At 68.0% G+C, this 21,909-nt stretch carries 21 protein-coding genes; 5 read left to right on the top strand and 16 right to left on the bottom strand.

The features are described 5' to 3' along the window. Positions 1-298: 298 nt before the first annotated feature. The 4 genes from AC0J5J_RS13860 to AC0J5J_RS13845 all read right to left on the bottom strand — a co-directional run bounded on the left by AC0J5J_RS13860 (position 299) and on the right by AC0J5J_RS13845 (position 4,820). Positions 299-1,348 carry a Gfo/Idh/MocA family protein gene (locus AC0J5J_RS13860; protein WP_474898522.1) on the bottom strand — a complete coding sequence of 350 codons (1,050 nt, stop codon included), beginning with the start codon at positions 1,346-1,348 and terminating at the stop codon, positions 299-301. Between the two features lie 42 nt (positions 1,349-1,390). Further along, a complete protein-coding gene (locus AC0J5J_RS13855) occupies positions 1,391-3,910 on the bottom strand; it encodes a DEAD/DEAH box helicase (protein ID WP_474898520.1) in 2,520 nt (839 codons plus the stop codon). A gap of 71 nt (positions 3,911-3,981) precedes the next feature. Further along, the gene (locus AC0J5J_RS13850; RefSeq protein WP_241972675.1) at positions 3,982-4,308 is read right to left on the bottom strand and encodes an SHOCT domain-containing protein; all 327 of its coding nucleotides are present in this window, start codon (positions 4,306-4,308) and stop codon (positions 3,982-3,984) included. Between the two features lie 71 nt (positions 4,309-4,379). Further along, the gene (locus AC0J5J_RS13845) at positions 4,380-4,820 is read right to left on the bottom strand and encodes a DUF6325 family protein (protein WP_134424006.1); all 441 of its coding nucleotides are present in this window, start codon (positions 4,818-4,820) and stop codon (positions 4,380-4,382) included. 107 nt (positions 4,821-4,927) lie between these two features. Here AC0J5J_RS13845 and AC0J5J_RS13840 point away from each other — a divergent pair, with 107 nt between their 5' ends. After that, complete coding sequence (locus tag AC0J5J_RS13840) at positions 4,928-6,520, top strand: molybdopterin-dependent oxidoreductase (RefSeq protein ID WP_474898518.1); 1,593 nt, start codon at positions 4,928-4,930, stop codon at positions 6,518-6,520. A gap of 180 nt (positions 6,521-6,700) precedes the next feature. After that, positions 6,701-7,093, top strand: coding sequence for a TraR/DksA family transcriptional regulator (locus tag AC0J5J_RS13835; protein WP_134424238.1), 393 nt, complete (start codon positions 6,701-6,703; stop codon positions 7,091-7,093). 24 nt (positions 7,094-7,117) lie between these two features. On the opposite strand, the gene AC0J5J_RS13830 is transcribed toward AC0J5J_RS13835, so the two are convergent. The 6 genes from AC0J5J_RS13830 to AC0J5J_RS13805 all read right to left on the bottom strand — a co-directional run bounded on the left by AC0J5J_RS13830 (position 7,118) and on the right by AC0J5J_RS13805 (position 13,247). Then, complete coding sequence (locus AC0J5J_RS13830; RefSeq protein ID WP_474898516.1) at positions 7,118-7,462, bottom strand: DUF202 domain-containing protein; 345 nt, start codon at positions 7,460-7,462, stop codon at positions 7,118-7,120. Then, positions 7,459-7,818, bottom strand: coding sequence for a YidH family protein (locus AC0J5J_RS13825; RefSeq protein ID WP_474898514.1), 360 nt, complete (start codon positions 7,816-7,818; stop codon positions 7,459-7,461). The genes AC0J5J_RS13830 and AC0J5J_RS13825 overlap by 4 nt, the downstream gene beginning before the upstream one ends. 56 nt (positions 7,819-7,874) lie before the next feature. Then, positions 7,875-9,845: an ABC transporter ATP-binding protein gene (locus tag AC0J5J_RS13820; RefSeq protein ID WP_474898513.1), complete on the bottom strand. Its 1,971-nt coding sequence runs from the start codon at positions 9,843-9,845 to the stop codon at positions 7,875-7,877. Continuing rightward, positions 9,842-11,575, bottom strand: a complete 1,734-nt coding sequence (locus tag AC0J5J_RS13815; protein WP_134424234.1) for an ABC transporter ATP-binding protein — start codon at positions 11,573-11,575, stop codon at positions 9,842-9,844. The genes AC0J5J_RS13820 and AC0J5J_RS13815 overlap by 4 nt, the downstream gene beginning before the upstream one ends. Before the next feature lie 9 nt (positions 11,576-11,584). Then, positions 11,585-12,175 carry a TetR/AcrR family transcriptional regulator gene (locus AC0J5J_RS13810; RefSeq protein ID WP_474898512.1) on the bottom strand — a complete coding sequence of 197 codons (591 nt, stop codon included), beginning with the start codon at positions 12,173-12,175 and terminating at the stop codon, positions 11,585-11,587. 109 nt (positions 12,176-12,284) lie between these two features. Beyond that, on the bottom strand, positions 12,285-13,247 hold the full coding sequence (locus tag AC0J5J_RS13805; protein WP_134424232.1) for an aldo/keto reductase: 963 nt from the start codon (positions 13,245-13,247) through the stop codon (positions 12,285-12,287). 57 nt (positions 13,248-13,304) lie between these two features. Here AC0J5J_RS13805 and AC0J5J_RS13800 point away from each other — a divergent pair, with 57 nt between their 5' ends. The 3 genes from AC0J5J_RS13800 to AC0J5J_RS13790 all read left to right on the top strand — a co-directional run bounded on the left by AC0J5J_RS13800 (position 13,305) and on the right by AC0J5J_RS13790 (position 15,675). Then, positions 13,305-14,447 (top strand): N(5)-(carboxyethyl)ornithine synthase, encoded by a 1,143-nt coding sequence (locus tag AC0J5J_RS13800; RefSeq protein ID WP_134424231.1) that lies wholly within the window; start codon positions 13,305-13,307, stop codon positions 14,445-14,447. Positions 14,448-14,542: 95 nt separating this feature from the next. Further along, on the top strand, positions 14,543-15,043 hold the full coding sequence (locus tag AC0J5J_RS13795) for a methylated-DNA--[protein]-cysteine S-methyltransferase (RefSeq protein ID WP_134424230.1): 501 nt from the start codon (positions 14,543-14,545) through the stop codon (positions 15,041-15,043). After that, positions 15,040-15,675, top strand: a complete 636-nt coding sequence (locus tag AC0J5J_RS13790) for a DNA-3-methyladenine glycosylase I (protein ID WP_474898511.1) — start codon at positions 15,040-15,042, stop codon at positions 15,673-15,675. Before AC0J5J_RS13795 ends, AC0J5J_RS13790 begins: the two co-directional genes overlap by 4 nt. A gap of 12 nt (positions 15,676-15,687) precedes the next feature. On the opposite strand, the gene AC0J5J_RS13785 is transcribed toward AC0J5J_RS13790, so the two are convergent. From AC0J5J_RS13785 to atpA, 6 genes are all read right to left on the bottom strand, one after another. Continuing rightward, on the bottom strand, positions 15,688-16,668 hold the full coding sequence (locus tag AC0J5J_RS13785; protein ID WP_474900239.1) for a malate dehydrogenase: 981 nt from the start codon (positions 16,666-16,668) through the stop codon (positions 15,688-15,690). A gap of 47 nt (positions 16,669-16,715) precedes the next feature. Continuing rightward, a complete protein-coding gene (locus AC0J5J_RS13780) occupies positions 16,716-17,486 on the bottom strand; it encodes a YaaA family protein (protein WP_474898509.1) in 771 nt (256 codons plus the stop codon). Between the two features lie 5 nt (positions 17,487-17,491). Next, positions 17,492-17,758, bottom strand: a complete 267-nt coding sequence (locus AC0J5J_RS13775) for a F0F1 ATP synthase subunit epsilon (RefSeq protein ID WP_134424226.1) — start codon at positions 17,756-17,758, stop codon at positions 17,492-17,494. A gap of 2 nt (positions 17,759-17,760) precedes the next feature. Further along, a complete protein-coding gene (gene atpD / locus AC0J5J_RS13770) occupies positions 17,761-19,224 on the bottom strand; it encodes a F0F1 ATP synthase subunit beta (RefSeq protein WP_134424225.1) in 1,464 nt (487 codons plus the stop codon). 18 nt (positions 19,225-19,242) lie between these two features. Beyond that, positions 19,243-20,145, bottom strand: a complete 903-nt coding sequence (locus AC0J5J_RS13765; RefSeq protein WP_134424224.1) for a F0F1 ATP synthase subunit gamma — start codon at positions 20,143-20,145, stop codon at positions 19,243-19,245. A 103-nt stretch (positions 20,146-20,248) separates the two neighbouring features. Continuing rightward, a complete protein-coding gene (gene atpA, locus AC0J5J_RS13760) occupies positions 20,249-21,886 on the bottom strand; it encodes a F0F1 ATP synthase subunit alpha (RefSeq protein WP_134424253.1) in 1,638 nt (545 codons plus the stop codon). Positions 21,887-21,909: the final 23 nt, after the last annotated feature.

The following is a 21,909-nucleotide window of genomic DNA, read 5'->3' as shown; positions in this document are numbered from 1 at the left end:
CGCACCCTGTGGAAGCCGGCGCACGGTGGAACGTGCGCCCTCTTCCACAGGGTGCGCCGCGAAGGGTGTGTGCCCTGGGCGAACGTCCCGGGGCCGTGCCACCGGGTCTCGACAGGCTCGACCACCGTGCACCTCGAAGGGTGTGTGCCCTCGGCGAACGTCCCGGGGCCGTGTCACCGGGTCTGGACAGGCTCGACCACCGTGCACCGCGAAGAGTGTGGCCCTCGGCGAACGTCCCGGGGCCGTGCCACCGGGTCTGGACAGGCTCGACCACCCGGACGGGCAGGGATGGGTCCGACTAGTGCGTCAGCAGGTTGATGCGCTCGATCAGGGCGATCGTGCGGAGTGAGTCGCGCGGGTCGACCGGGACCGGTGCCCCGCGCAGGATCGCGTCGGCGAGTCCCGTGTAGAACGCCGCATAGTTGCCGCGCTCGGCCGGGACCCGGGTCAGCGCACCGTCCCGTCCGAGCACTCCCCAGGCGGACTCCGGGTCGACGCCGAAGCCCGGATCGGTCGGTCGGGCTCCTGCCGCGAGGGCGGTCTCCTGGCCGTCGAGTCCCCACTTGGTGTAGCCGGATTCAGATCCAAGCACGTGGAAGCGCGGGCCGACCTGCGCCGCGATCCCGTTCATCCACAGGTGAGAACGCACCCCGGACCCGTGGTGCAGCGCGACGAAGGTGTCGTCGTCGGCGGCCCCGCCCGGGCGCCGGGTGAGGGTCTCCGCGTAGACGTTGTCGACCGGGCCGAACAGCTGCAGCGCCTGGTCGATCAGGTGGGCGCCAAGGTCGAAGAGCACGCCGCCGCCCTGCCCGATGGTCGCGCCGACCTTCCACGCCTTGGTCTGCTCCGGCTTCCACCACTCGAATCGGGACTCGAACCGGCGCACCTCCCCGAGCGCCCCGGCGTCGAGCAGCCCGCGCAGGGTGAGGAAGTCACCATCCCAGCGCCGGTTCTGAAACACGGTGAGCAGCAGACCCAGCCGCTCGGCCTTCTCGATCAACGCCCGGCCGTCCCGGGCCGTCACCGCGAACGGCTTGTCGACGACCACGGCGAGCCCCGCGTTGAGGGCCGCGTGGGCAAGTTCGATGTGCGTGCCCGACGGTGATCCGATCACGACCAGGTCCAGGTCGTCGGCCGCGGCGAACACGTCGTCCGCGGTCGAAACCAGACGCGCGTCCGGGTGGCGTTCGGCGGCCACCTCGCGACGAGCCGGGTCCCGGGTCACGATCAGGTCGAGCGAGAACTCGGGATTCGCGGCGAGGAGCGGGCTGTGGAACACGCGCCCGGATGTGCCGAACCCGATCAGGCCGGTACGGATGGGGGCGACGGATGCTGGCGTCTGCGTCATGCTCCCACGGTACTCCCGGCGCCGCCCCCGGCCGCCCGCGCCCTACAGGCGATTCACCCCGGTGACCCGCACCGAGGCGGCACCCAACTCGTCGGAATCAGCCAGGTCGACCGTGGCGCTGATGCCCCAGTCGTGATCCCCCGCCGGGTCGTCGAAGATCTGCCGCACGGTCCAGACTGCTGCTCCCTCGTCCAGGATGATCAGGTTCGCGCTGCGCGCATCGGCCCCGGTCAGCAGCTCATCGTGCTCGGCGTAGTAGCCGTCCATGGCGTCGCCCCAGGCATCCGCGTGGAAGCCGTGCTCCCGGTCGAGCTCACCCAGCGCGTCGTAGTTCTCGAGCGCGGCCAACTGCACCCGTCGGAAGAGTTCGTTGCGCACCAGAATACGGAACGCGCGCGTGTTGTCGCTCAGGCGCCGCGGCGCGGGCGGAAGCACCGACTGCGCCCCCTGCGCGTGCACGGCGAGGTCCGGGTGGATGAGCTCCTCCCACTCGTCGAGCAGGCTGGAGTCGACCTGGCGCACCAGCTCGCCCAGCCACTCGATCAGGTCCAGCAGGTCTTCGGTCTTGGCGTCGTCCGGGATGGTCTGCCGGGCGGCCCGGTAGGCGTCCGAGAGGTAGCGCAGCACGACGCCCTCGCTGCGGGCGAGCTTGTAGAAGGCGACGAACTCGCCGAACGACATGGCCCGCTCGTACATGTCGCGCACGACCGTCTTCGGGCTTAGTTCGAAGTCGGCGATCCACGGCTGGGACTCCTTGTAGGTGGCGAAGGTGTACTCGAGCAGCTCCTCGAGCGGCTTGGGCCAGGTCACCTCCTCGAGCAGGGCCATCCGTTCGTCGTATTCGATTCCCTCGCGCTTCATGGCGTTGACGGCCTCGCCGCGGGCCGCGAACTGCTGACCCATCAGCACCGGGCGCGGGTTGTCGAGAGTCGCCTCGACGATGGAGATCATGTCGAGGGCGTAGTGGCCGCTGCCGGGACCTGCCACGTCGGGGTCGGCGTCGAGCAGATCGAACGCGGCGAGCGCGAACGGTGACAGGGGCTGGTTGAGGGCGAAGTTCGGCTGCAGATCGACTGTCAGCCGGATGTCCCCGTTCGCACTCTGCTCCACGATCCCGGCCGCGCGCAGGGTCTTGTAGATGCCCAGGGCACGCCGGGCGTGCGCGAGCTGCCGCTTCCAGGGTTCGTGGTTGTCGAAGATGAGGTCGTAGACGTGACTGAATGCGTCGCCACCGCGCCCGATCACGTTGATCAGCATGGCCGCGGTCAACTGCATGCTCGAGTGCATGGTTTCCGGCTCGGCTGCCACGAGACGTTGGAACGAGGGCTCACCCCAGGAGACGAATCCCTCAGGCGCCTTCTTCCGGATGATCTTGCGCTTCTTCTTGGGGTCGTCGCCGGCCTTCTCGATGGCCTTGAGGTTGTCGGTCTCGTGATCGGGTGCCTGAATGACCACCGTGCCGGCCGTGTCGTAGCCGGCCCGGCCCGCGCGGCCGGCGATCTGATGGAACTCGCGGGCGTTGAGCTGACGCATCTTGACGCCGTCGTACTTGGTCAGCGCGGTGAAGAGCACCGTGCGGATGGGCACGTTGATACCGACGCCGAGAGTGTCCGTGCCGCAGATGACGCGGAGCAGACCGCGCTGGGCGAGCTGCTCGACCAGGCGGCGGTACTTGGGCAGCATGCCGGCGTGGTGCACGCCGATGCCCATCCGGATCAGCCGGGACAGGGTCTTGCCGAAACTGGTGGTGAAGCGGAACTCGCCGATCAGCTCGGCGATCGCCTCTTTCTGTTCCTTGGTGGCGACCTTGACGCTGCTGAGCGCCTGGGCCCGCTCGAGCGCGGCCGCCTGGGCGAAGTGCACGATGTAGATCGGGGCCTGCCCGGTCTTCAGCAACTCCTCGACCGTCTCGTGCACGGGCGTGGTCTCGTAGTAGTAGTGCAGCGGCACCGGCCGTTCCACGCCCGTGACGACGGCGGTGGGCCGCCCGGTGCGGCGAGACAGGTCGTCGGCGATGAAGGTGACGTCGCCGAGGGTGGCCGACATCAGGATGAACTGCACCCTGGGCAGGAGCAGCAGCGGCACCTGCCAGGCCCAGCCACGGTCGGGGTCGCCGTAGAAGTGGAACTCGTCCATCACGACCTGGTCGACGGGGGTGTCCTCGCCGTTCCGCAGGGCGAGGTTGGCGAGGATTTCGGCCGTGCAGCAGATGATCGGGGCGTCCGAGTTCACCGAGGAGTCCCCGGTCATCATGCCCACGTTCTCGGCGCCGAAGATCTCCACCAGAGCGAAGAACTTCTCGCTGACGAGCGCCTTGATCGGCGCCGTGTAGAAGGTGCGCTTTCCGGCCGAGAGTGCGGCGAAATGCGCGCCGACGGCGACCAGGGATTTTCCGGTGCCGGTGGGGGTGCTCAGGATCAGGTTCGCCCCGGAGACGATCTCGATCAGGGCCTCTTCCTGCGCGGGGTAGAGCGACAGTCCCTGCTCCCCCGCCCACGTTTCGAAGGCCTCGAACAGCACATCGGGGTCGGTGACGTGCGGGAGCGCGGTGAGGGTTGCCATGATCCTTCGATCCTGCCCTATTCCACTGGGCATCCGCTCCGCGCCCGGCAGCCGGTGAACCGTTCTGGCGATCAGATCCCGAGGAGCTTGGCCTTCGCCGCCGAGAACTCGGCCTCACTGATGACGCCGGCCGTTTTCAGGCTGGCCAGTCGCTCGATCTGCGCGCTCAGGTCGTCCGGGGCCGGTGCCGGCTCCGCCTGCTGCTGGGACTGCGGCTCGGCCGCCGCCTGCTGCTGGTATTGCTGGTCAGCCGCCGCCTGCTGCTCGGCGGCCTGCTGGTCGGCTCTGCCCTGCTGCCGCCGGCTCACGTTGCCGGCGACGGCCGTCGCCGTTCCGGCCACCACCGCGGTGCGGGCCATGGTGCCTACCAGGCCCGGTCGGCCCATTCGTCGAGGCATTGTTTTCCTTTCATCGGGCCCGGACACGCCGGGCGGTGTCACAACGTGTGCTGGTGGGGTCTGCGGAGAAGCTAGTCCGTGTCGCTGTCGGTCTCGGCCAAGGCCTCGAGCACTTCCTCGACGACCATTCCGGGGATCCGGACGGTGTCGACGAGTATTCCCCCGGAATTCACGATGGCGTTCCGCAGGGGCTTGATCCAGGTGTGCTCGAAGACCAGGATCGCCGCCGAGCAGTTGTCGTCCAGCTTCGCCGCCAGCTCCTGCACGTCGTCGTCGGAGAGGAGCCCGTTGGTCGTGTCGATGACCTGGGTCAGCGCCGACGCATCGACGTTGGCACCGAGTTCCTCGAATTCCGAATAGGTGATCGACCCTTCGGCATCCTTCATCACGAACAGGCCGTCGACGATGCTGATCGTCTCGGAATCGACGAGATCGTTCAGTGCCGGCATGATCTCTCCGGTGAACTTGTTTCCGGGGAATTCGACGACCAGGATTTCGATGGGACCAAGCATGGTTTCTCCTCCGGTTGAGCATGGACAGTGGGACGATAAACCCGTTGGCCTCGACCATCAAGTGTCCCTGCGGGAGGACTCACAGGCCGTGAATCTAAGCTGATGGAATGGCCAGCAGCGACGTGTCCTCGCCCCCTCCTCCCCCGGCTTCCCCGCCTGCGGGGCCGGTGCGGTCCGGCTCGGCCGGACTCGGGCGTGCGGCGGCTGCCGGCGTGGCCGCGGCCCTCGCCGGGCTCGGCGCGGCCGAGCTGGTCGCCGCTCTGGTGGCCCCGGCCGGCAGCCCGGTCCTCACCGTCGGCGCGCTGGTCGTCGACCTGGCCCCGGCGTGGTTGAAGGAGCTGGTCATCGACCTGTTCGGCACAGCCGACAAGGTCGTGCTGGTGATCTGCGTCGCGCTCGGCGCCGTCGTGCTGGCCGCAGCGGCCGGGGTGCTGGAGTACCGTCGCCCGCCGATCGGGCGGGTGGTCGTGGTCGCCGCCGGCGCCCTCGCCATCGTCGCGGTGCTGTCGCGGCAGAACACGTCCACCATCGACGCGGTTCCCGCGGTGCTGGCGATGGTCGTCTCCGCCGTGTTGCTCACTGTCCTGGTCACCCGCTTGCGTCGCATGCCCGCTGGCGCGGCGGCCTCCGCTCCGGACCGTCGGCGCTTCCTGGCCTGGGCAGGGGCGAGCGCCGGCCTGGGTCTGCTCGCCGCGGCCGGCGGGCAGCTGATCTCCGCCGGCAACCGGGCCACGGATGCCGCACGCGCCCGCTTCATGCTGCCGGCCGCGGCCGTTCCCGCCGCCCCGATCCCGGCCGGAGCCGCCCTCGACGCGCCGGGCCTCGCCCCGCTGATCACCCCGAACGCTGATTTCTACCGCATCGACACGGCCCTGCGGGTGCCCCGGATCGACCCGGGCACCTGGACTCTGAAGATCACCGGCATGGTCGAGCAGGAGGTCGAAATCGATTTCGCCGACCTGCTCGCCCTGCCCCTCGAGGAGAGCACGACAACCCTCACCTGCGTGTCGAACGCGGTCGGCGGCGACCTGATCGGGAATGCGACCTGGCTGGGCTACCCGATCCGGCAACTGCTGGCGAAGGCCCGCCCTCGCGCCGGGGCGGACATGGTGCTCTCCCGCAGCGAGGACGGTTGGACGGCGAGCACCCCGCTGGAGGTGCTCACCGACGACCGCAACGCAATTCTCGCGGTGGGCATGAACGGGGAGCCGCTCCCGCTCGAGCACGGCTATCCGGTGCGCATGGTCGTGCCCGGGCTCTACGGCTACGTCTCGGCCACGAAATGGGTGGTCGAGCTCACCGTCACCCGTTTCGACCGGGAGACCGCGTACTGGACCAACCGCGGCTGGACCGAGCGCGGACCGGTCAAGCTCTCCTCGCGCATCGACGTGCCCCGGCGCGGCACCGAGGTGCCCGCCGGGCCAGTCACCGTGGCGGGCGTCGCCTGGTCGCAACACGTGGGCATCCGTGCCGTGCAGGTTCAGGTCGACGACGGCGACTGGAACGAGGCCTCCCTCGCCGAAGCGATCTCGGCCGACACCTGGCGGCAGTGGAGCTGGGTCTGGTCGGCCCCGGCCGGGCAACACACCCTGCGGGTGCGGGCGACGGACGCTGCGGGTCAGGTGCAGACCTCGGTGCGTCGGGACGTGATCCCCGACGGCGCCACAGGGCTGCACGACGTGGCGATCACGGTCACATAAGCGGCGGCTCCCGCCCCGCGACAGCAGACCGGCACGGGCGTATCCTCAACAGCGAAAACCAGGTAGCGTGCCGCCGCATCGCCAGCCCAGCTTGAGAGGACGGGAATCATGCACCGGAATTCCGTATCGACCTGCCGCCCCAGCGGCTCGCGTCGCACCGAGGCAGCGGAGTAGACGCTCATGCCCACCCAGACGAAACTGACCGCCGCCGACCTCCGGCACTTCGAGAAGCTTCTGCGCAGCCAGCGGCACGAGCTCGACGTGGCCCTCGGCCGCATCGGCACCACCCTCGACGACGTGATCGAGGCCCGCAACAGTGGCACGGCCGACGACGAACACGACCCCGAGGGTCCCACCCTGACGATGGAATGGTCGCGGATCTCCGGGGTGCACAGTGATCTGGCAGCCAAATCCGTGGCCATCGACCAGGCACTCGCGCGCATCACGGACGGCAGCTTCGGACTATGCACCCGCCGCGGAGAACCGATCGGGCGGGAACGGCTGGAGGCCCGCCCGGCCGCCGAGTTGTGCATCGACTGCGCCCGCGATCTGGAAGCCCAGCGCCGCGGCTGACCGGCGTGGCTACGCCGCCGCTCACTACGTGAGCCGGATGCCCCCGCCGAGGTAGAACAGTGCCAGCACGCCCAGGGACACAGCCCCGGCAGCCAGTGCGGCCAGCGGCCACGCACTCGACGCCGGAAGAGCCGCCCGCGCCTGGAGGGCGGCCTGCGCCCGACGGTAGCGGAACCGCACGCCGACATACGCGGCCAGGGACAGTGCCAGGCCGATCAACCCGGCCACGAGGGCGGCGCCGCCGAACGCGGGTGCCGTCAGGCGCATCCCCACGACGGCGCCGACGGCCAGGGCGAGCACCGTGCGCTGCCAGGCCAGGAGGGTCCGTTCGGGCTGCAGTCCCGGGTCGAACGGATGCTGCACGGTCACCAGAGCATCCCGGCGGCAACCAGGAGCCCCGCGACGAGGAGGCCGACCGCGAGCACCCCGGTGAGGGCCGGAGCCGGCAGCGGACGATTCTCCCGCATGGCCCGTTCGGTGCGCATCCAGCTGATCCAGGCGTGCAGCGGAGCGATCAGGCCGAGGACGACGAACAGCCCGGCCGCAGCGAGGCGCAGGCCGGCCTGCGCCGGGAACTGCAGCGCCTGGAGCGCGACGCCCGCGGCGATGAGCGCGAGCGAGGTGCGGATCCAGGCCAGGAAGGTGCGCTCATTGGCGAGGCTGAACCGGGCATCCGGTTCCTCGCCCCGCCGATAGACCGAGTGGGGAAAACGCTCAGCTGCCACGGAAATGTCCTCTCCCTGCCGGTTCCCGGCTCACCACAGTATGCCGCGGGGCTCCGCTAGACCTCGTCAGTGACGGCCGCCGCGAACTGGGCGTTGTAGAGGGCGTGGTACGCGCCATCCGCAGCCAGAAGCTGCTCGTGCGTGCCCAGCTCGACAATCCGGCCGGCCTCCATGACCAGGATCAGGTCGGCATCGCGGATCGTGGAGAGCCGGTGCGCGATCACGAAGCTGGTGCGGTCGGCGCGGAGGGCGCTCATGGCCTTCTGCACGAGAACCTCGGTGCGTGTGTCGACGGAACTGGTCGCCTCGTCCAGGATGAGTACGCTGGGCTTCGCGAGGAACGCGCGCGCGATCGTGAGCAGCTGCTTCTCGCCGGCGCTGACATTGCCGCCCTCGTCGTCGAGCACGGTGTCGTAGCCGTCCGGCAGGGTGTGCACGAACCGGTCCACGTAGGTCGCGCGCGCCGCCTCCTGGATCTCCTCCTCGGTGGCATCCGGTCGCCCATAGGCGATGTTGTCACGGATCGTACCGCCGAAGAGCCAGGTGTCCTGCAGCACCATGCCCATGCGCCCGCGCAGGTCGTCACGGGTCATCCTGCTGGCGTCCACGCCGTCGAGCGTGATCCGGCCGGAGTCGAGCTCATAGAATCGCATCATCAGGTTGACCAGGGTGGTCTTGCCGGCCCCGGTCGGGCCCACGATGGCCACGGTCTGCCCGGGCTCGGCCACCAGGTTGAGATTCTCGATCAGGGGCTTGTCCGGGCTGTACCGGAACGAGGCGTCCTCGAAGACCAGGCGTCCGCGGGTGGCGCCGGGAGTTTCGGCGGGCTCCGGGTCGGGGCTCTGCTCCTCGGCGTCGAGCAGGGCGAACACCCTTTCGGCGGAGGCGACACCGGACTGCAGCAGGTTCGCCATCGACCCGAGTTGAGCGAGCGGCTGGGTGAACTGCCGGGAGTATTGGATGAACGCCTGAACGTCGCCGAGTTGCATGGCACCGGATGCCACCTGGAGGCCGCCGACGACGGCGATCCCCACGTAGACGAGGTTGCCGATGAAGGTCATGGCGGGCATGATCAGGCCGCTGACGAACTGGGCGCCGAAGCTGGCCTCGTAGAGCTCGTCGTTCTTGGCCCGGAAACGCTGTTCGACCTCTTTCTGGCGACCAAACACCTTGACCAGGGCATGGCCGGTGAACGTCTCCTCGATCTGGCCGTTCAGTTCGCCGGTGTGGGTCCACTGCGCGACGAACATCTTCTGGGAGCGCTTCGCGATCAGCACGGTGGTGACCAGGGTCAGGGGAACCGTGACGAGGGCGATCAGGGCCAGCAGCGGGGAGAGCAGGAACATCATCACGATGACGCCCACGACGGTCAGCAGCGAGGTGACGGCCTGGCTCAGCGACTGCTGCAGGCTCTGCGACACGTTGTCCACGTCGTTGGTGACCCGGCTGAGCAGCTCGCCGCGCTGCACCTTGTCGAAGTAGCGCAGCGGCAGGCGGTTGATCTTGGCCTCGATCTCGCTGCGGAGGCGGAAGACGGTGCGCTGCACCACGCCGTTGAGCACGTAGGCCTGCACCCAGGCGAACGCCGAGGAGAGCACGTAGAGCACCATCGCCCAGAGCAGCACGGTGCTGAGCATGCCGAAGTCGATGCCGAGGCCCGGGGTCAGCGTCATCCCGCTGAGCAGGTCGGCCTTGCCCGTGTCGCCGGAGGCGCGCAGCTGGGCGATCAGTTCGGCCTGGCTCACCCCGGAGGGCAGGTCCTGGGAGATGACGCCGGCGAAGATGAGGTTGGTGCCCTCGCCGAGCAGGCGCGGACCGAGTACGGCGAAGGTGACGCTCGTCACGGCGAGGAACAGCACCAGCCCGAGCCACAGCCGCTCCGGGCGCAGCTTGCCGAGCAGCCGCTTGGCCGACGGACCGAAGTTCATCGCCTTCTCGGCGGGAGCGCTCATTCCGCCGAACGGGCCGTGACCCGGGCCGCGGGCGGGAGGACGGTTCGAGGCTGAGCTCGTTTCAGTCTGACTCATGCTGCTTCCTCCGCCGCGAGCTGGGATGACACGATTTCCTGGTACGTCTTGTTCGATTCGAGGAGTTCGTCGTGGGTGCCGCGGCCGACGATGCGGCCGCCCTCGAGAACGAGGATCTGGTCGGCGCCGACGATGGTCGACACCCGTTGGGCCACGATCACCATGGTGGCGCCGCCCGTGCCGAGGGCCAGGGCCTGGCGAAGCCGGGCATCCGTCGCCAGGTCGAGCGAGGAGAACGAGTCGTCGAAGATGTAGAGCTCGGGGCGTTTGACCAGCGCCCGGGCAATGGCCAGGCGCTGCCGCTGACCGCCGGAGACGTTCGTGCCACCCTGCGATATCGGGGCGTCGAGGCCCTCCGGCATCTCCTGCACGAAGTCACGGGCCTGGGCGATGGTCAGCGCCTCCCAGAGTTCCTCCTCCGTGGCGTCCGGCTTGCCGTAGAGCAGGTTGCTGCGCACGGTTCCGGAGAACAGGTAGGGCTTTTGCGGCACCAGCCCGATGTTCCCCCAGAGCAGGTCCGGGTGCAGCTCGCGCACGTCGACCCCGTCGACCCGCACACTGCCGCTGGTGGCGTCGAACAGGCGCGGCAGCAGGTTGACGAGGGTGGTCTTGCCGGAGCCGGTGCTGCCGATGATCGCGGTGGTCTGGCCCTGGTGAACGGTGAAGCTCACGTCGGAGAGCACGGGCTGCTCGGCGCCGGGGTAGGCGAAACCCACCCCCACGAGCTCGAGCTCGCCGCGTCCGATCGTGTCGACGACGGGGTGCCCGGGCGGGCGCACACTGGACTCGGTGCCCAGCACCTCGCCGATCCGGTCGGCGGACACGGTGGCCCGCGGGATCATCACGGCCATGAAGGTGGCCATCATCACGGCCATCAGGATCTGCATCAGATAGCTGAGGAATGCGATCAGGGTGCCGACCTGCATGGAGCCGTCCTGAATCCGGAACGCCCCGAACCAGATCACGGCGACGCTCGACACGTTGAGCACCAGCATGACGACCGGGAACATCAGGGCCATCAGGCGCCCGGCCCGCAGGGCGGTCTCCGTGACATCCGTGTTCGCCTGGCCGAAGCGCACCGTCTCGACGTCTTCCCGCACGAACGCGCGAATCACACGGATGCCCGTGAGCTGCTCCCGCAGCACGCGGTTGACGGTGTCGATGCGGGTCTGCATCAGGCGGAACAACGGCACCATTCGCACGATGATCAGGCCGACGGCGATGAGCAGCACGGGCACGCTGACGGCGATCAGCCAGGACAGTTGCACGTCCTGCCGGATGGCCATGATGACGCCGCCGATGGAGAGGATCGGCGCGGTCACCATCAGGGTCGAGGTCATCAGCACGAGCATCTGCACCTGCTGCACGTCGTTGGTGGACCGGGTGATCAGTGACGGGGCGCCGAACCGGGTAACCTCCTGCTCGGAGAACTCGCCGACCCGGGTGAACACCGCGCCGCGCAGGTCGCGACCGAGCGCCATGGCCGCCTTCGCCCCGAAATAGACGGCGACGATGGCGCACACGATCTGGAACAGCGTGATCAGCAGCATCAGGCCGCCGGTGCGCAGGATGTAGCCCGTGTCGCCCGTGGCGACACCCTCATCGATGATGTCGGCGTTGAGGGTGGGCAGGTAGAGCGAGGCGATCGACTGCGCGAGCTGGAAGACCACCACGGCCGTCAGCAGCCGCCAGTACGGCCGCAGGTATGTCACGAGCAGTTTCCACAGCATCGGGTTCTCCTAGAGGGTGGCGTTCGGCTGCGCCTGGGCGCCGATGAGGCCGTAGAGGATGAAGGCGGTCAACTCGTCGTCGTCGAAGGCGGCGCCGGCCGTGATGTGGGGAACGGATGCCGCGAGCGCGATCATGCGGATGACCTGCGCCGCCCGCGCAGGGGGCACCGCGAGCCGGGCGAGGTCGGGCGCCAGCACCTGGGCCAGCAGCCCGGTGAACTCATGCGCCACGTCGTGGCTGGGCGGCCTGCCCATCGCTCCCACCGAAGACATCAACGCGAAGATCTTCGCGAAGCGCCGTCGTAGCAGCGTGACCATGGCGCGGACCCGCTGCTCGAGCGGAGCGGACAGGTCGAGGGCGGCCAGATCGCGGCGGAACGGCTCCGGGTCGAGCTGTCGGTCCATGGCGGCCCGGATCAGCTCGTCCTTGCTGTCGAAGGCACGGAAGATGGTGCCCTCGGCGATGCCGGCGCACTCGGCGATCTGCCGGGTGGTGACGCCCTGGCCGTGCTCGATCAGGAGCGGCGTCACGGCATCGAGGATCATCGACTGCCGGTCCTCGACGGACAACGAGCGTGCGCGTGCTGGTTTGACCGTCATCCGTTCAGCTTAACTGAGTGAGGACTCACTCACAAGCCGCGAGAACGCGCCGATCCCGCCGCTGGTCACGGGTTCACGGAGCGCCGGGCTGCGCTGGTGCGTGCGCGGTTCAGGCGAAGAGGTCGGAGATCCAGGCCACGTCGCCGGGCGACGGGCGCCACGCGTTGCCCTCGGTGGCGTTCTGAAGGATCTGCTCCGGCCGGGTGGCACCCGCGATCACGCTGGTGACCCCGGGCTGCGCCAGTAGCCAGGCGAACGTGGCGGCGAGCATGGTCACCCCGCGTTCGTCGCAGAACGCCTCGTATTTCTCGATCACGTCCCAGGGTGCGGTCTCGACGAGGTGCGGGCGGATCATCATGATCCGACTGTCGGCCGGGCCGCCGGCCCGGGAGAATTTGCCCGTGAACAATCCGTTGTAGAGCGGGAAGAACGGCAGGAATCCGAGTCCGTAGGCGTTGACGGCCGGCAGCACCTCGTCTTCGACGTCGCGCACCAGCAGGCTGTACTCATTCTGGGCTGAGACGAACCGCGGATGCCCGCCGAGCCGGGCGGTGAACTCCGCCTCGGCGATCTGCCAGCCGGCGAGGTTGGAATGGCCGATGTAGCGCACCTTGCCCTCGCTGATCAGGTCGTCCAGCGTCTGCAGCGTCTCCTCGATCGGCGTGTTCGGGTCCGGCTGGTGCAGCTGGTACAGGTCGATCCAGTCCGTTTGCAGCCGCCGGAGGGAAGCCTCGACGGCGAGACGGATGTACCGGCGGGAGCCGCGTGCTCCCCAATCGGGGCCGTTCCGGCCGTCCATGTCCAGGCCGAACTTGGATGCGAGCACGACCTGGTCCCGCTTGCCCCGCAGCGCATGGCCCATCAGCGTCTCGCTGAGGCCGCGTTCCGCGCCGTAGATGTCGGCCGTGTCGAACAGGGTGATCCCGGCGTCGACGGCCGCGTTGATGACCGCCGTGGTTCCGGTCTGGCTCTGTGTCGCCGTGCCGGCCCGGCCGAAGTTGTTGCACCCGAGTCCGATCGTGGAGACCATGAGCCCCGAGTCGCCCAGTCTGCGGTAGTCGATCTGCTCCATCCCCTCACACTAGGCGCGTGGGCCTGTGCTAGACAGGTGATGACCGAAGGAGACCCCATGGCCGGACTCACGATTGGCGTCATGTCACGCTCGGGGAAGGCCGATGAACGTCGTCTCCCGCTGCATCCGTCGCACCTGGACCGGATCGACGCGGAGGTCCGTTCCCGGATCTTCCTGGAGCAGGGTTACGGCGAACAGTTCGGCATCCCGGATGAGGCCCTGGCACCTTTGGTCGGCGGGTTGCTCCCCCGGGCAGGCCTGGTGCAGGAGTGCGACGTCATCCTGCTGGCCAAGCCGCTCCTGGCGGATGTCGCCGCCCTGCGCGACGGCCAAATCCTGTGGGGCTGGCCGCACTGTGTGCAGGACGCCGCGCTGACCCAGCTCGCCATCGACAAGAAGCTCACCCTGATCGCCTTCGAAGCAATGAACGAGTGGACGCCGGACGGCGAATTCAGCCGTCACATCCTGGCGAAGAACAACGAGCTCGCCGGCTTCGCCTCGGTCGTGCATTCCCTGGCGCTGATCGGGTTGACCGGCGTCTACGGACGCCCGCTGCGTGCGGCCGTGATCGGCTCCGGTTCGACGGCCCGGGGTGCGGTCACGGGCCTGCAGGCTAACGGCGTGACCGACGTGACCCTCATGACGGTCCGGGATGTGCCGGCCGGCTCCGTACTCGACTCCGCCCGGATCGTCCCGATCCTGCACGACCCGGCCGAGCCGGCCGAGCACTACGTGCTCTCCGATGGGCGGCGCACTCTGCTGCCCGCACTGCTCGCGAAGCATGACGTGATCGTCAACTGCATACTGCAGGACCCGAACGCGCCCCTCACGTTCCTGCGCGCAGAGGACCTGCCGCTCGTCAGTTCGGGGTCGCTCATCGTCGATGTGTCCTGCGATGCGGGCATGGGGTTCGGCTGGGCACGCCCGACCTCATTCGCGGATCCCACCTTCATGGTGGGCGACAACGTCACGTACTACGCCGTCGACCACAGCCCGTCGTACCTCTGGAATTCGGCGACCTGGGAAATCAGCGCCGCCCTCGTCCCCTTCCTGGCGGACGTGCTGACGGGCGAGGCCGCCTGGGAATCGAACGAGACGCTCCGGCGCGCGATCGAGATCCGGAGCGGGGTGATCCGGAATCCCAGCATCCTCGCGTTCCAGAAACGGTCGGCCGACTACCCGCACGCTCGCACCGACTGAGCGGGCACGGTTCCTCCCCAACGAGCCCGGTGGCGGTTCTCCCCCAGGTCCGAAACCCGCGAGAGCCGCGCCGGACCGCGGACTACAGTCGAGGAATGACCAGCATCGGACCCTCACTGCTACGGATGCCCAGCCCCATCGGCCGGTTGGAACTCACCGGTGACGGTGACAACATCCTGACTCTCTCGATTGAGGCGGGCGGGCGCCTGCCCCTCGAGGACCAGCCTGAATCACCCTCGCCGCTGCTCGCCCGGGCCGCCCGGCAACTCACGGAATACTTCGCCGGCACCCGCACCTCCTTCGACCTGCCGGTACGACCGCAGGGCGGGACTGCGTTCCAGAACGGGGTGTGGCAACGGCTGTCCGAGCTCGGTTTCGGGGAGGTCACGTCCTACGGCGAGTTGGGGCTGTCCCTGGGCAAGCCGGGGGCCGGGCGGGCCGTCGGCGGCGCCGTCGGAGCGAACCCCGTGCCCATCCTGATCGGGTGCCACCGGGTGCTGGCCGCCAACGGCCGCATCACCGGCTACAGCGGCGGCAGCGGCGTGCCCACCAAGGTCTGGCTGCTCCACCACGAGGGCATCGAGTACCGGGAATGAGCGCGGAACCGACCGGCACCGTGCCGGCCGCACCGGCGGCATCCGCTTCACTCAGGCTCGGAGAGGACGGCCTGGCCCGCTGCGGCTGGGCCGGGACAGACCCCGAGTACCGCCGGTACCACGACGAGGAGTGGGGTCGTGCGCTCCGGGACGACCGGCTCCTGTTCGAGAAGCTGTGCCTCGAGGGCTTCCAGGCCGGCCTGTCCTGGATCACCATCCTGCGGCGTCGCCCGGCCTTCCGCGCCGCCTTCCACGATTTCGACGTCGACCAGGTGGCGGCCATGGGCGAGCGCGACGTGGCCCGTCTCCTCACCGACGCGGGCATCATCCGGCACCGTGGCAAGATCGAAGCCACCATCTCGAACGCCCGGGTCACCCGCGACCTCGACACGAGCCTGACCGAGGTGATCTGGAGCTTCGCTCCGGCACCGCGCGCTTCGAGGCTGCGGCACCTGGGCGAGGTGCCGGCCATCACGCCCGAGTCGACGGCGCTGAGCCGCGAACTCCGCGCCCGCGGCTACACGTTCGTCGGCCCCACGACGATGTACGCCCTGATGCAGTCCGCCGGCCTCGTCGATGACCATGTGAGCGGATGCCACCGGGCCGCCGGCAGCCCCACCGGGTACTGCTAACGGCCGGCGAGGTTATCGGCCGGCAGGGAGGAGCCCCAGGGCCCGAATCGCGTCCCGTTCGTCGAGGAGCTCGGCGACAGAAGCGTCGATCCTGGCCCGGGAGAACGCATTGATCGCCAGGTCCGGAACGATCTGCCACCGGCCGTCGACGGAACGAACGGGGAACGAACTCACGATTCCTGCGGGCACTCCGTAGGAGCCGTCGGACATGATCCCCGCCGAGGTCCACCGGTCGCCCGTGCCGTTGACCCAATCGTGCACGTGGTCGATCACCGCGTTGGCCGCGGAGGCCACCGATGAGGCGCCTCGGGCCTGAATGATCTCGTAGCCCCGGTTCGCAACCCGTGGAATGAACTCCCCGGCCAGCCAGTCCTCCCCCACCAACTCGGAGACGGGCCTCCCACCGGCAGTGGCATGGAAGACATCCGGGTACTGGCTCGCCGAGTGGTTTCCCCAGATGGTGAGCCCGTCGATCTCGGCGACGGGGATCTGCAGCCGGACAGCGAGCTGGGCCACGCCACGATTGTGGTCCAGTCGAGTCATTGCCGTGAAGCGGTCCACCGGGATGTCCGGGGCGAACGCGCTGGCCACCAGGGCGTTGGTGTTGACAGGGTTGCCCACCACCAGCACGCGCACGTCGGAGGCCGCGCCCGCGTTCAGCGCGGCGCCGGCCGGGCCGAAAATGCGCCCATTGCTCTCGAGCAGGGCCACGCGCTCCATTCCCACGGCACGCGGCTTGGAGCCAACCAGGAGGGCGATGTTGGCACCGTCGAAGGCGCGCACGAGATCTTCGGTGACCGTCACGCTGCGCAGCAACGGGAACGCGCAGTCCTGGAGTTCCAGGACCGTGCCCTCGGCCGCCTTGCGACCCGATGGAATCTCCAGCAGGGTCAGATTGACCGGGGTGGTGGGGCCGAGGAGGTCTCCCGAAGCGATCCGAAAGAGCAGCGCATAGCCGATCTGACCGCCGGCGCCGGTGACGGTGACATTCATAGTGGATGTGGACACGAGAGCCAGCCTAGGGCCGGAAGGCACCGGTGTCAGACCCGGTTTGCCGCGACCTCGGCGGAGACGACCAGATCCAGCTCCCCGGCCGCCCCCGGGCGCACCTCGAAGCCGGCACCGGGCGCCCAGTCGAGCAGGTCGCGGGCGGTGTCGAAGGACTGCCCGTGCCGGATCAGGGCGCGGGTCAAGTGCCCCTTCGCCTTCTTGTTGAAGTGGTTCAGGGCCCGCGTGCGGCCGTCGATCGTCTCAGTGACGACGCGCAGGAACACCGCTTGGGGCCCTGCCGGCACGGGCCCGAGGGCGACATACCCGTTCGAGCGCAGGTCGAGGAGGAGCCCCCCTGTGCCGGCTAGCGCCCCGCTGACCGCCGCGGCCCAGTGCTTCTTGAGCGCCAGGTCCGGCAGCTTCGAGTCCGAGGAGAGCCGGTAGGCGGGAATGAGGTCGAGGGCACCGATCGGGCCGAAGAGCGCGGAGTGCACCGCGACGTTCCGGCCGGCCCAGTCCCGCTCGGCCGGAGTGAGGGTGCCGGAATCGAGAGCGTCGTACAGCACCCCGGTGTAACGGTCGATCGCCGGCATCGTGGCCGAGGAGTCCAGCATCCGGTTGCGTTCCACCTCGCCGGACTGCGTGCGGCCCAGTTTGAGAGCGGCCATCATCGCATCCGGATGCTTCGCGAGCGATTGCAGGGAACGCACAAGTACCCGCCGCTGGGCAACAAGCGACGGGTACTGGAGGTGCTGCAGGTCAAGCGGTAATTCGATGCCGCCAAGACGTTTCGTCTCGGACGGCGGCAGAAGGATCAGCACACTGGCTAGACGAGTTCTGCCTTGCGGGCCACGATCGTGACCACGTCGTTGGCGACCGACAGGAAGCCGTCTGCCGCTTCGGCGACGATCTTCTCGCCGTTGCTCAGGGTCACGCGCACCTCGCCGCTGGCCAGGATGGCCAGCAGGGGCTCGTGCCCGGGCAGGATCCCGATCTCGCCTTCGACGGTGCGAGCGACAATCATGCTCGCCTCGCCGGACCACACTTCGTGGTCCGCCCCGACGACACTGACCTTGAGCGAAGATTCGGCCATGACTAGTCGTTCTCCTTCTGAATTTTCGCCCACTTCTCCTCCACGTCGGCGATGCCGCCGACGTTGAAGAAGGCCTGCTCGGCCACGTGGTCGAAGTCGCCGTTGGAGATCGCCGTGAAGGATTCGATGGTGTCCTTGAGCGATACCGTGGAACCCTCGACGCCCGTGAACTTCTTGGCCATGTAGGTGTTCTGCGACAGGAACTGCTGGATACGGCGCGCACGGGAGACGGTGACCTTGTCTTCCTCGGACAGCTCGTCAACACCGAGGATCGCGATGATCTCCTGCAGTTCCTTGTTCTTCTGCAGAATCGCCTTGACGCGCACGGCCGTGTTGTAGTGATCGGCACCCAGGTAGCGGGGGTCGAGGATACGGCTGCTCGAGGTGAGCGGGTCGACGGCCGGGTAGAGGCCCTTCGACGCGATCTCACGGGAAAGCTCGGTGGTGGCATCCAGGTGGGCGAACGTGGTCGCCGGGGCCGGGTCGGTGTAGTCGTCAGCAGGCACGTAGATGGCCTGGAGCGACGTGATCGAGTGACCACGGGTGGACGTGATGCGCTCCTGAAGGATGCCCATCTCGTCGGCCAGGGTCGGCTGGTAGCCCACGGCACTCGGCATGCGACCCAGAAGGGTCGACACCTCGGAGCCGGCCTGCGTGAAGCGGAAGATGTTGTCGATGAACAGCAACACGTCCTGCTTGGCAACGTCGCGGAAGTACTCGGCCATGGTCAAGGCGGAGAGGGCGACGCGAAGACGCGTTCCCGGCGGCTCGTCCATCTGGCCGAACACGAGCGCGGTCTTGTCGAAGACGCCGGCTTCTTCCATCTCGTGGATGAGGTCGTTGCCCTCACGGGTGCGCTCACCGACACCGGCGAACACGGACACTCCACCGTGGTCCTGCGCTACGCGCTGGATCATTTCCTGGATCAGAACGGTCTTGCCGACACCGGCTCCACCGAACAGGCCGATCTTTCCACCCAGGACGTACGGGGTGAGAAGGTCGATGACCTTGATGCCGGTCTCGAACAGCTGAGTCTTGGACTCCAGCTGATCGAAGGGCGGCGGCTTGCGGTGGATGGGCCAGCGCTCCGTGATCTCGATCTTCTCGCCGGGCTCCGCGTTGAGCACCTCGCCAATGGCGTTGAACACGCGCCCCTTGGTGACGTCCCCGACGGGAACCGTGATGGGGGAACCGGTGTCCCGGACTTCCTGGCCACGAACCAGCCCGTCGGTCGGGTTCAGGGCGATGGCGCGGATGAGGTCGTCGCCCAGGTGCTGGGCGACCTCGAGCGTGATCACGGTCGACACATCACCGATGACGATGGTGGTCTTCAATGCGTTGTACATGCCCGGAATCGAGTCGTGCGGGAACTCGATGTCGACGACCGGGCCCGTGACCCGGGCGATTCGGCCCACGGCGACGGTCTCGACCGGTGCATGGACTGGCGCGGATATGGTGTCAGTCATAGCTCTCTCTTCTCTGGATTAGTGCTTGGCGGATGAGAGCGCGTCGGCCCCACCCACGATCTCGGAAATCTGTGACGTGATCTCGGTCTGCCGGGCGTTGTTGGACAGCCGGGTGTAGTCCTTGATCAGCTTGTCCGCGTTGTCGGAGGCCGAGGACATGGCCTTCTGACGTGCGGCGTGCTCGGCTGCGGCGGATTGCAGCATGGAGTTGAAGATGCGGCTCTCGATGTAGACGGGCAGGAGTGAGTCCAGCACCGTTTCGACGTCCGGTTCGAACTCGTAGAGCGGCAGGACCTGGGTGTCACCGGGTTCTTCGACGCCTTCGACGACCTCCAGGGGAAGCAGCCGGACAACCTGGGGCACCTGGGTGACCATGCTGACGAACCGGTTGTAGACGACGTGGATCTCGTCGACTCCACCGTCTTCCGCCTCGCGGAGGAAGGCTTCCAGCAGCGCGTCGCTGATATCGCGTGCGGTCTCATACTGCGGCTGGTCGGTGGAACCGGTCCAGACGCGCTCGGACACGCGGCGGCGGAAACTGAAGTACGCGGCGGCCTTGCGACCCACCAGGAAGTAGACGATGTCCTTACCCTGGCTGCGCAGCAGCTCGCTGAGCGATTCTGCCTCCCGCAGCACCTGTGAGCTGAACGCCCCGGCGAGACCACGGTCGGAAGCGAAGATGACGACCGCAGCGCGCTCGATCGTCTCCGGTTCGGTCGTGAGGACGTGCGCGACGTTCGAGTAGGTCGCTACCGCAGACACCGCCTGCGTGACGGCACGGGCGAACGGGGTTGAGGCGGCGACGCGGGCCTTGGCCTTTTGAATGCGCGAGGCAGAGATCAGCTCCATGGCCCGAGTGATCTTCTTAGTCGTCTGGGCAGACTTGATCTTCTGCCGGTAGACCCGAAGTTGCGCTCCCATGTGTCTCCTGTGCTTCCTTGTCAGTGCTGAATTGGTGCGGGTGATCGAGTGACACTGGCCGCGCCCCGCGGCTCGAGAGAGTCGGGAGCGCGGCCGATGGCGCTTAGCGGCGGTGCTTGACGATCTTTTCCTGGTTGACCTCGTTGGCGGGAATCGCCTCGAAGACTTCCTTGCCCACCGAGGCGAGCGGCTTGCCCTCGCCCGTCTGGAATCCCTGCTTGAAGTTGTCGACCTCGATCTCGAGCGTCGCGATGGTCGCGTCGTCGAGAACGTTGGTGTCGCGCAGCGTCGTGAGGACGCTCGTGGTGCGAGCGAGGTGGTCGAGCAGGCCACGCTCGAAGCGCAGCACGTCGGCGACGGGAACCTCGTCGAACTTGCCGTTGGTGCCGGCCCAGATCGAGACGACCTGGTCTTCGACCGGGTACGGCGAGTACTGGGGCTGCTTCAGGAGTTCGGTCAGGCGAGCGCCACGGCCGAGCTGACGACGGCTCGTCGCATCCAGGTCGGAGGCGAACATCGCGAAGGCCTCGAGCGACCGGTACTGCGCCAACTCGAGCTTCAGGGTGCCGGACACCTTCTTGATCGACTTGACCTGAGCGTCACCGCCGACTCGCGACACCGAGATGCCGACGTCGACCGCGGGACGCTGGTTGGCGTTGAACAGGTCGGACTGCAGGAAGATCTGGCCGTCGGTGATCGAGATCACGTTGGTCGGGATGTAGGCGGACACGTCGTTCGCCTTGGTCTCGATGATCGGCAGACCGGTCATCGATCCGGAGCCGAGGGCGTCCGACAGCTTGGCGCAACGCTCGAGCAGACGGGAGTGCAGGTAGAACACGTCTCCGGGGTACGCCTCACGTCCCGGCGGGCGGCGCAGAAGCAGCGACACGGCACGGTAGGCCTCAGCCTGCTTGGACAGGTCGTCGAAGATGATGAGAACATGCTTGCCGGCATACATCCAGTGCTGGCCGATGGCCGAGCCGGTGTACGGGGCGAGGTACTTGAAGCCGGCCGGGTCAGAGGCCGGGGACGCCACGATGGTCGTGAACTCCATGACTCCGGCATCCTCGAGCGCGCCCTTGACGGCGGCGATCGTGGAGCCCTTCTGACCGATGGCGACGTAGATGCAGCGAACCTGCTTGTTGACGTCGCCGGAGGCCCAGTTGGCCTTCTGGTTGATGATGGTGTCGATCGCGATCGCGGTCTTGCCGGTCTGTCGGTCACCGATGATCAGCTGACGCTGGCCGCGGCCGATCGGGATCATGGCGTCGATGGCCTTGATTCCGGTCTGCATGGGTTCGTGCACCGACTTGCGGTCCATCACGCCGGGAGCCTGAAGCTCCAGGGCGCGGCGGCCTTCGCTCTTGATCTCGCCGAGACCGTCGATGGGTGCACCGAGCGGGTCGACAACGCGACCGAGGTAGCCGTCGCCGACGGGTACGGAGAGGACCTCGCCAGTGCGGTGCACCTCCATGCCCTCGACTATTCCGGCGAATTCGCCGAGAACGACGACGCCGATCTCGTCTTCGTCCAGGTTCTGGGCGAGGCCGAGGGTGCCGTCCGCGAACTTGATGAGCTCATTCGCCATCACGCTGGGAAGGCCCTCGACGTGCGCGATGCCGTCGCCGGCCGTGGTGACGTAGCCAACCTCGGTCGTCGCCGTCTTGTTCGGCTCGTAGGACTTCACGAAGTCCTGGAGAGCGTCACGGATCTCATCGGGGCTGATCGTTAGTTCTGCCATCATCTTCCCTTTTCTGTACTGGG

The sequence above is a fragment of the Cryobacterium sp. TS_SC_7 genome, assembly GCF_056156285.1.
The sequence above is the reverse complement of the archived record's forward strand: the minus strand, read 5'-3'. Positions and strand labels throughout refer to the sequence as shown.

What these genes read in the sequence shown, in the direction of transcription:
- AC0J5J_RS13860 (WP_474898522.1), bottom strand. Translation starts at nt 1,348, where the DNA reads ATGACGCAGACGCCAGCATCCGTCGCCCCCATCCGTACCGGCCTGATC.
- AC0J5J_RS13855 (WP_474898520.1), bottom strand. Translation starts at nt 3,910, where the DNA reads ATGGCAACCCTCACCGCGCTCCCGCACGTCACCGACCCCGATGTGCTG.
- AC0J5J_RS13850 (WP_241972675.1), bottom strand. Translation starts at nt 4,308, where the DNA reads ATGCCTCGACGAATGGGCCGACCGGGCCTGGTAGGCACCATGGCCCGC.
- AC0J5J_RS13845 (WP_134424006.1), bottom strand. Translation starts at nt 4,820, where the DNA reads ATGCTTGGTCCCATCGAAATCCTGGTCGTCGAATTCCCCGGAAACAAG.
- AC0J5J_RS13840 (WP_474898518.1), top strand. Translation starts at nt 4,928, where the DNA reads ATGGCCAGCAGCGACGTGTCCTCGCCCCCTCCTCCCCCGGCTTCCCCG.
- AC0J5J_RS13835 (WP_134424238.1), top strand. Translation starts at nt 6,701, where the DNA reads ATGCCCACCCAGACGAAACTGACCGCCGCCGACCTCCGGCACTTCGAG.
- AC0J5J_RS13820 (WP_474898513.1), bottom strand. Translation starts at nt 9,845, where the DNA reads ATGAGTCAGACTGAAACGAGCTCAGCCTCGAACCGTCCTCCCGCCCGC.
- AC0J5J_RS13815 (WP_134424234.1), bottom strand. Translation starts at nt 11,575, where the DNA reads ATGCTGTGGAAACTGCTCGTGACATACCTGCGGCCGTACTGGCGGCTG.
- AC0J5J_RS13810 (WP_474898512.1), bottom strand. Translation starts at nt 12,175, where the DNA reads ATGACGGTCAAACCAGCACGCGCACGCTCGTTGTCCGTCGAGGACCGG.
- AC0J5J_RS13805 (WP_134424232.1), bottom strand. Translation starts at nt 13,247, where the DNA reads ATGGAGCAGATCGACTACCGCAGACTGGGCGACTCGGGGCTCATGGTC.
- AC0J5J_RS13800 (WP_134424231.1), top strand. Translation starts at nt 13,305, where the DNA reads ATGGCCGGACTCACGATTGGCGTCATGTCACGCTCGGGGAAGGCCGAT.
- AC0J5J_RS13795 (WP_134424230.1), top strand. Translation starts at nt 14,543, where the DNA reads ATGACCAGCATCGGACCCTCACTGCTACGGATGCCCAGCCCCATCGGC.
- AC0J5J_RS13790 (WP_474898511.1), top strand. Translation starts at nt 15,040, where the DNA reads ATGAGCGCGGAACCGACCGGCACCGTGCCGGCCGCACCGGCGGCATCC.
- AC0J5J_RS13785 (WP_474900239.1), bottom strand. Translation starts at nt 16,668, where the DNA reads ATGAATGTCACCGTCACCGGCGCCGGCGGTCAGATCGGCTATGCGCTG.
- AC0J5J_RS13775 (WP_134424226.1), bottom strand. Translation starts at nt 17,758, where the DNA reads ATGGCCGAATCTTCGCTCAAGGTCAGTGTCGTCGGGGCGGACCACGAA.
- atpD (WP_134424225.1), bottom strand. Translation starts at nt 19,224, where the DNA reads ATGACTGACACCATATCCGCGCCAGTCCATGCACCGGTCGAGACCGTC.
- AC0J5J_RS13765 (WP_134424224.1), bottom strand. Translation starts at nt 20,145, where the DNA reads ATGGGAGCGCAACTTCGGGTCTACCGGCAGAAGATCAAGTCTGCCCAG.
- atpA (WP_134424253.1), bottom strand. Translation starts at nt 21,886, where the DNA reads ATGGCAGAACTAACGATCAGCCCCGATGAGATCCGTGACGCTCTCCAG.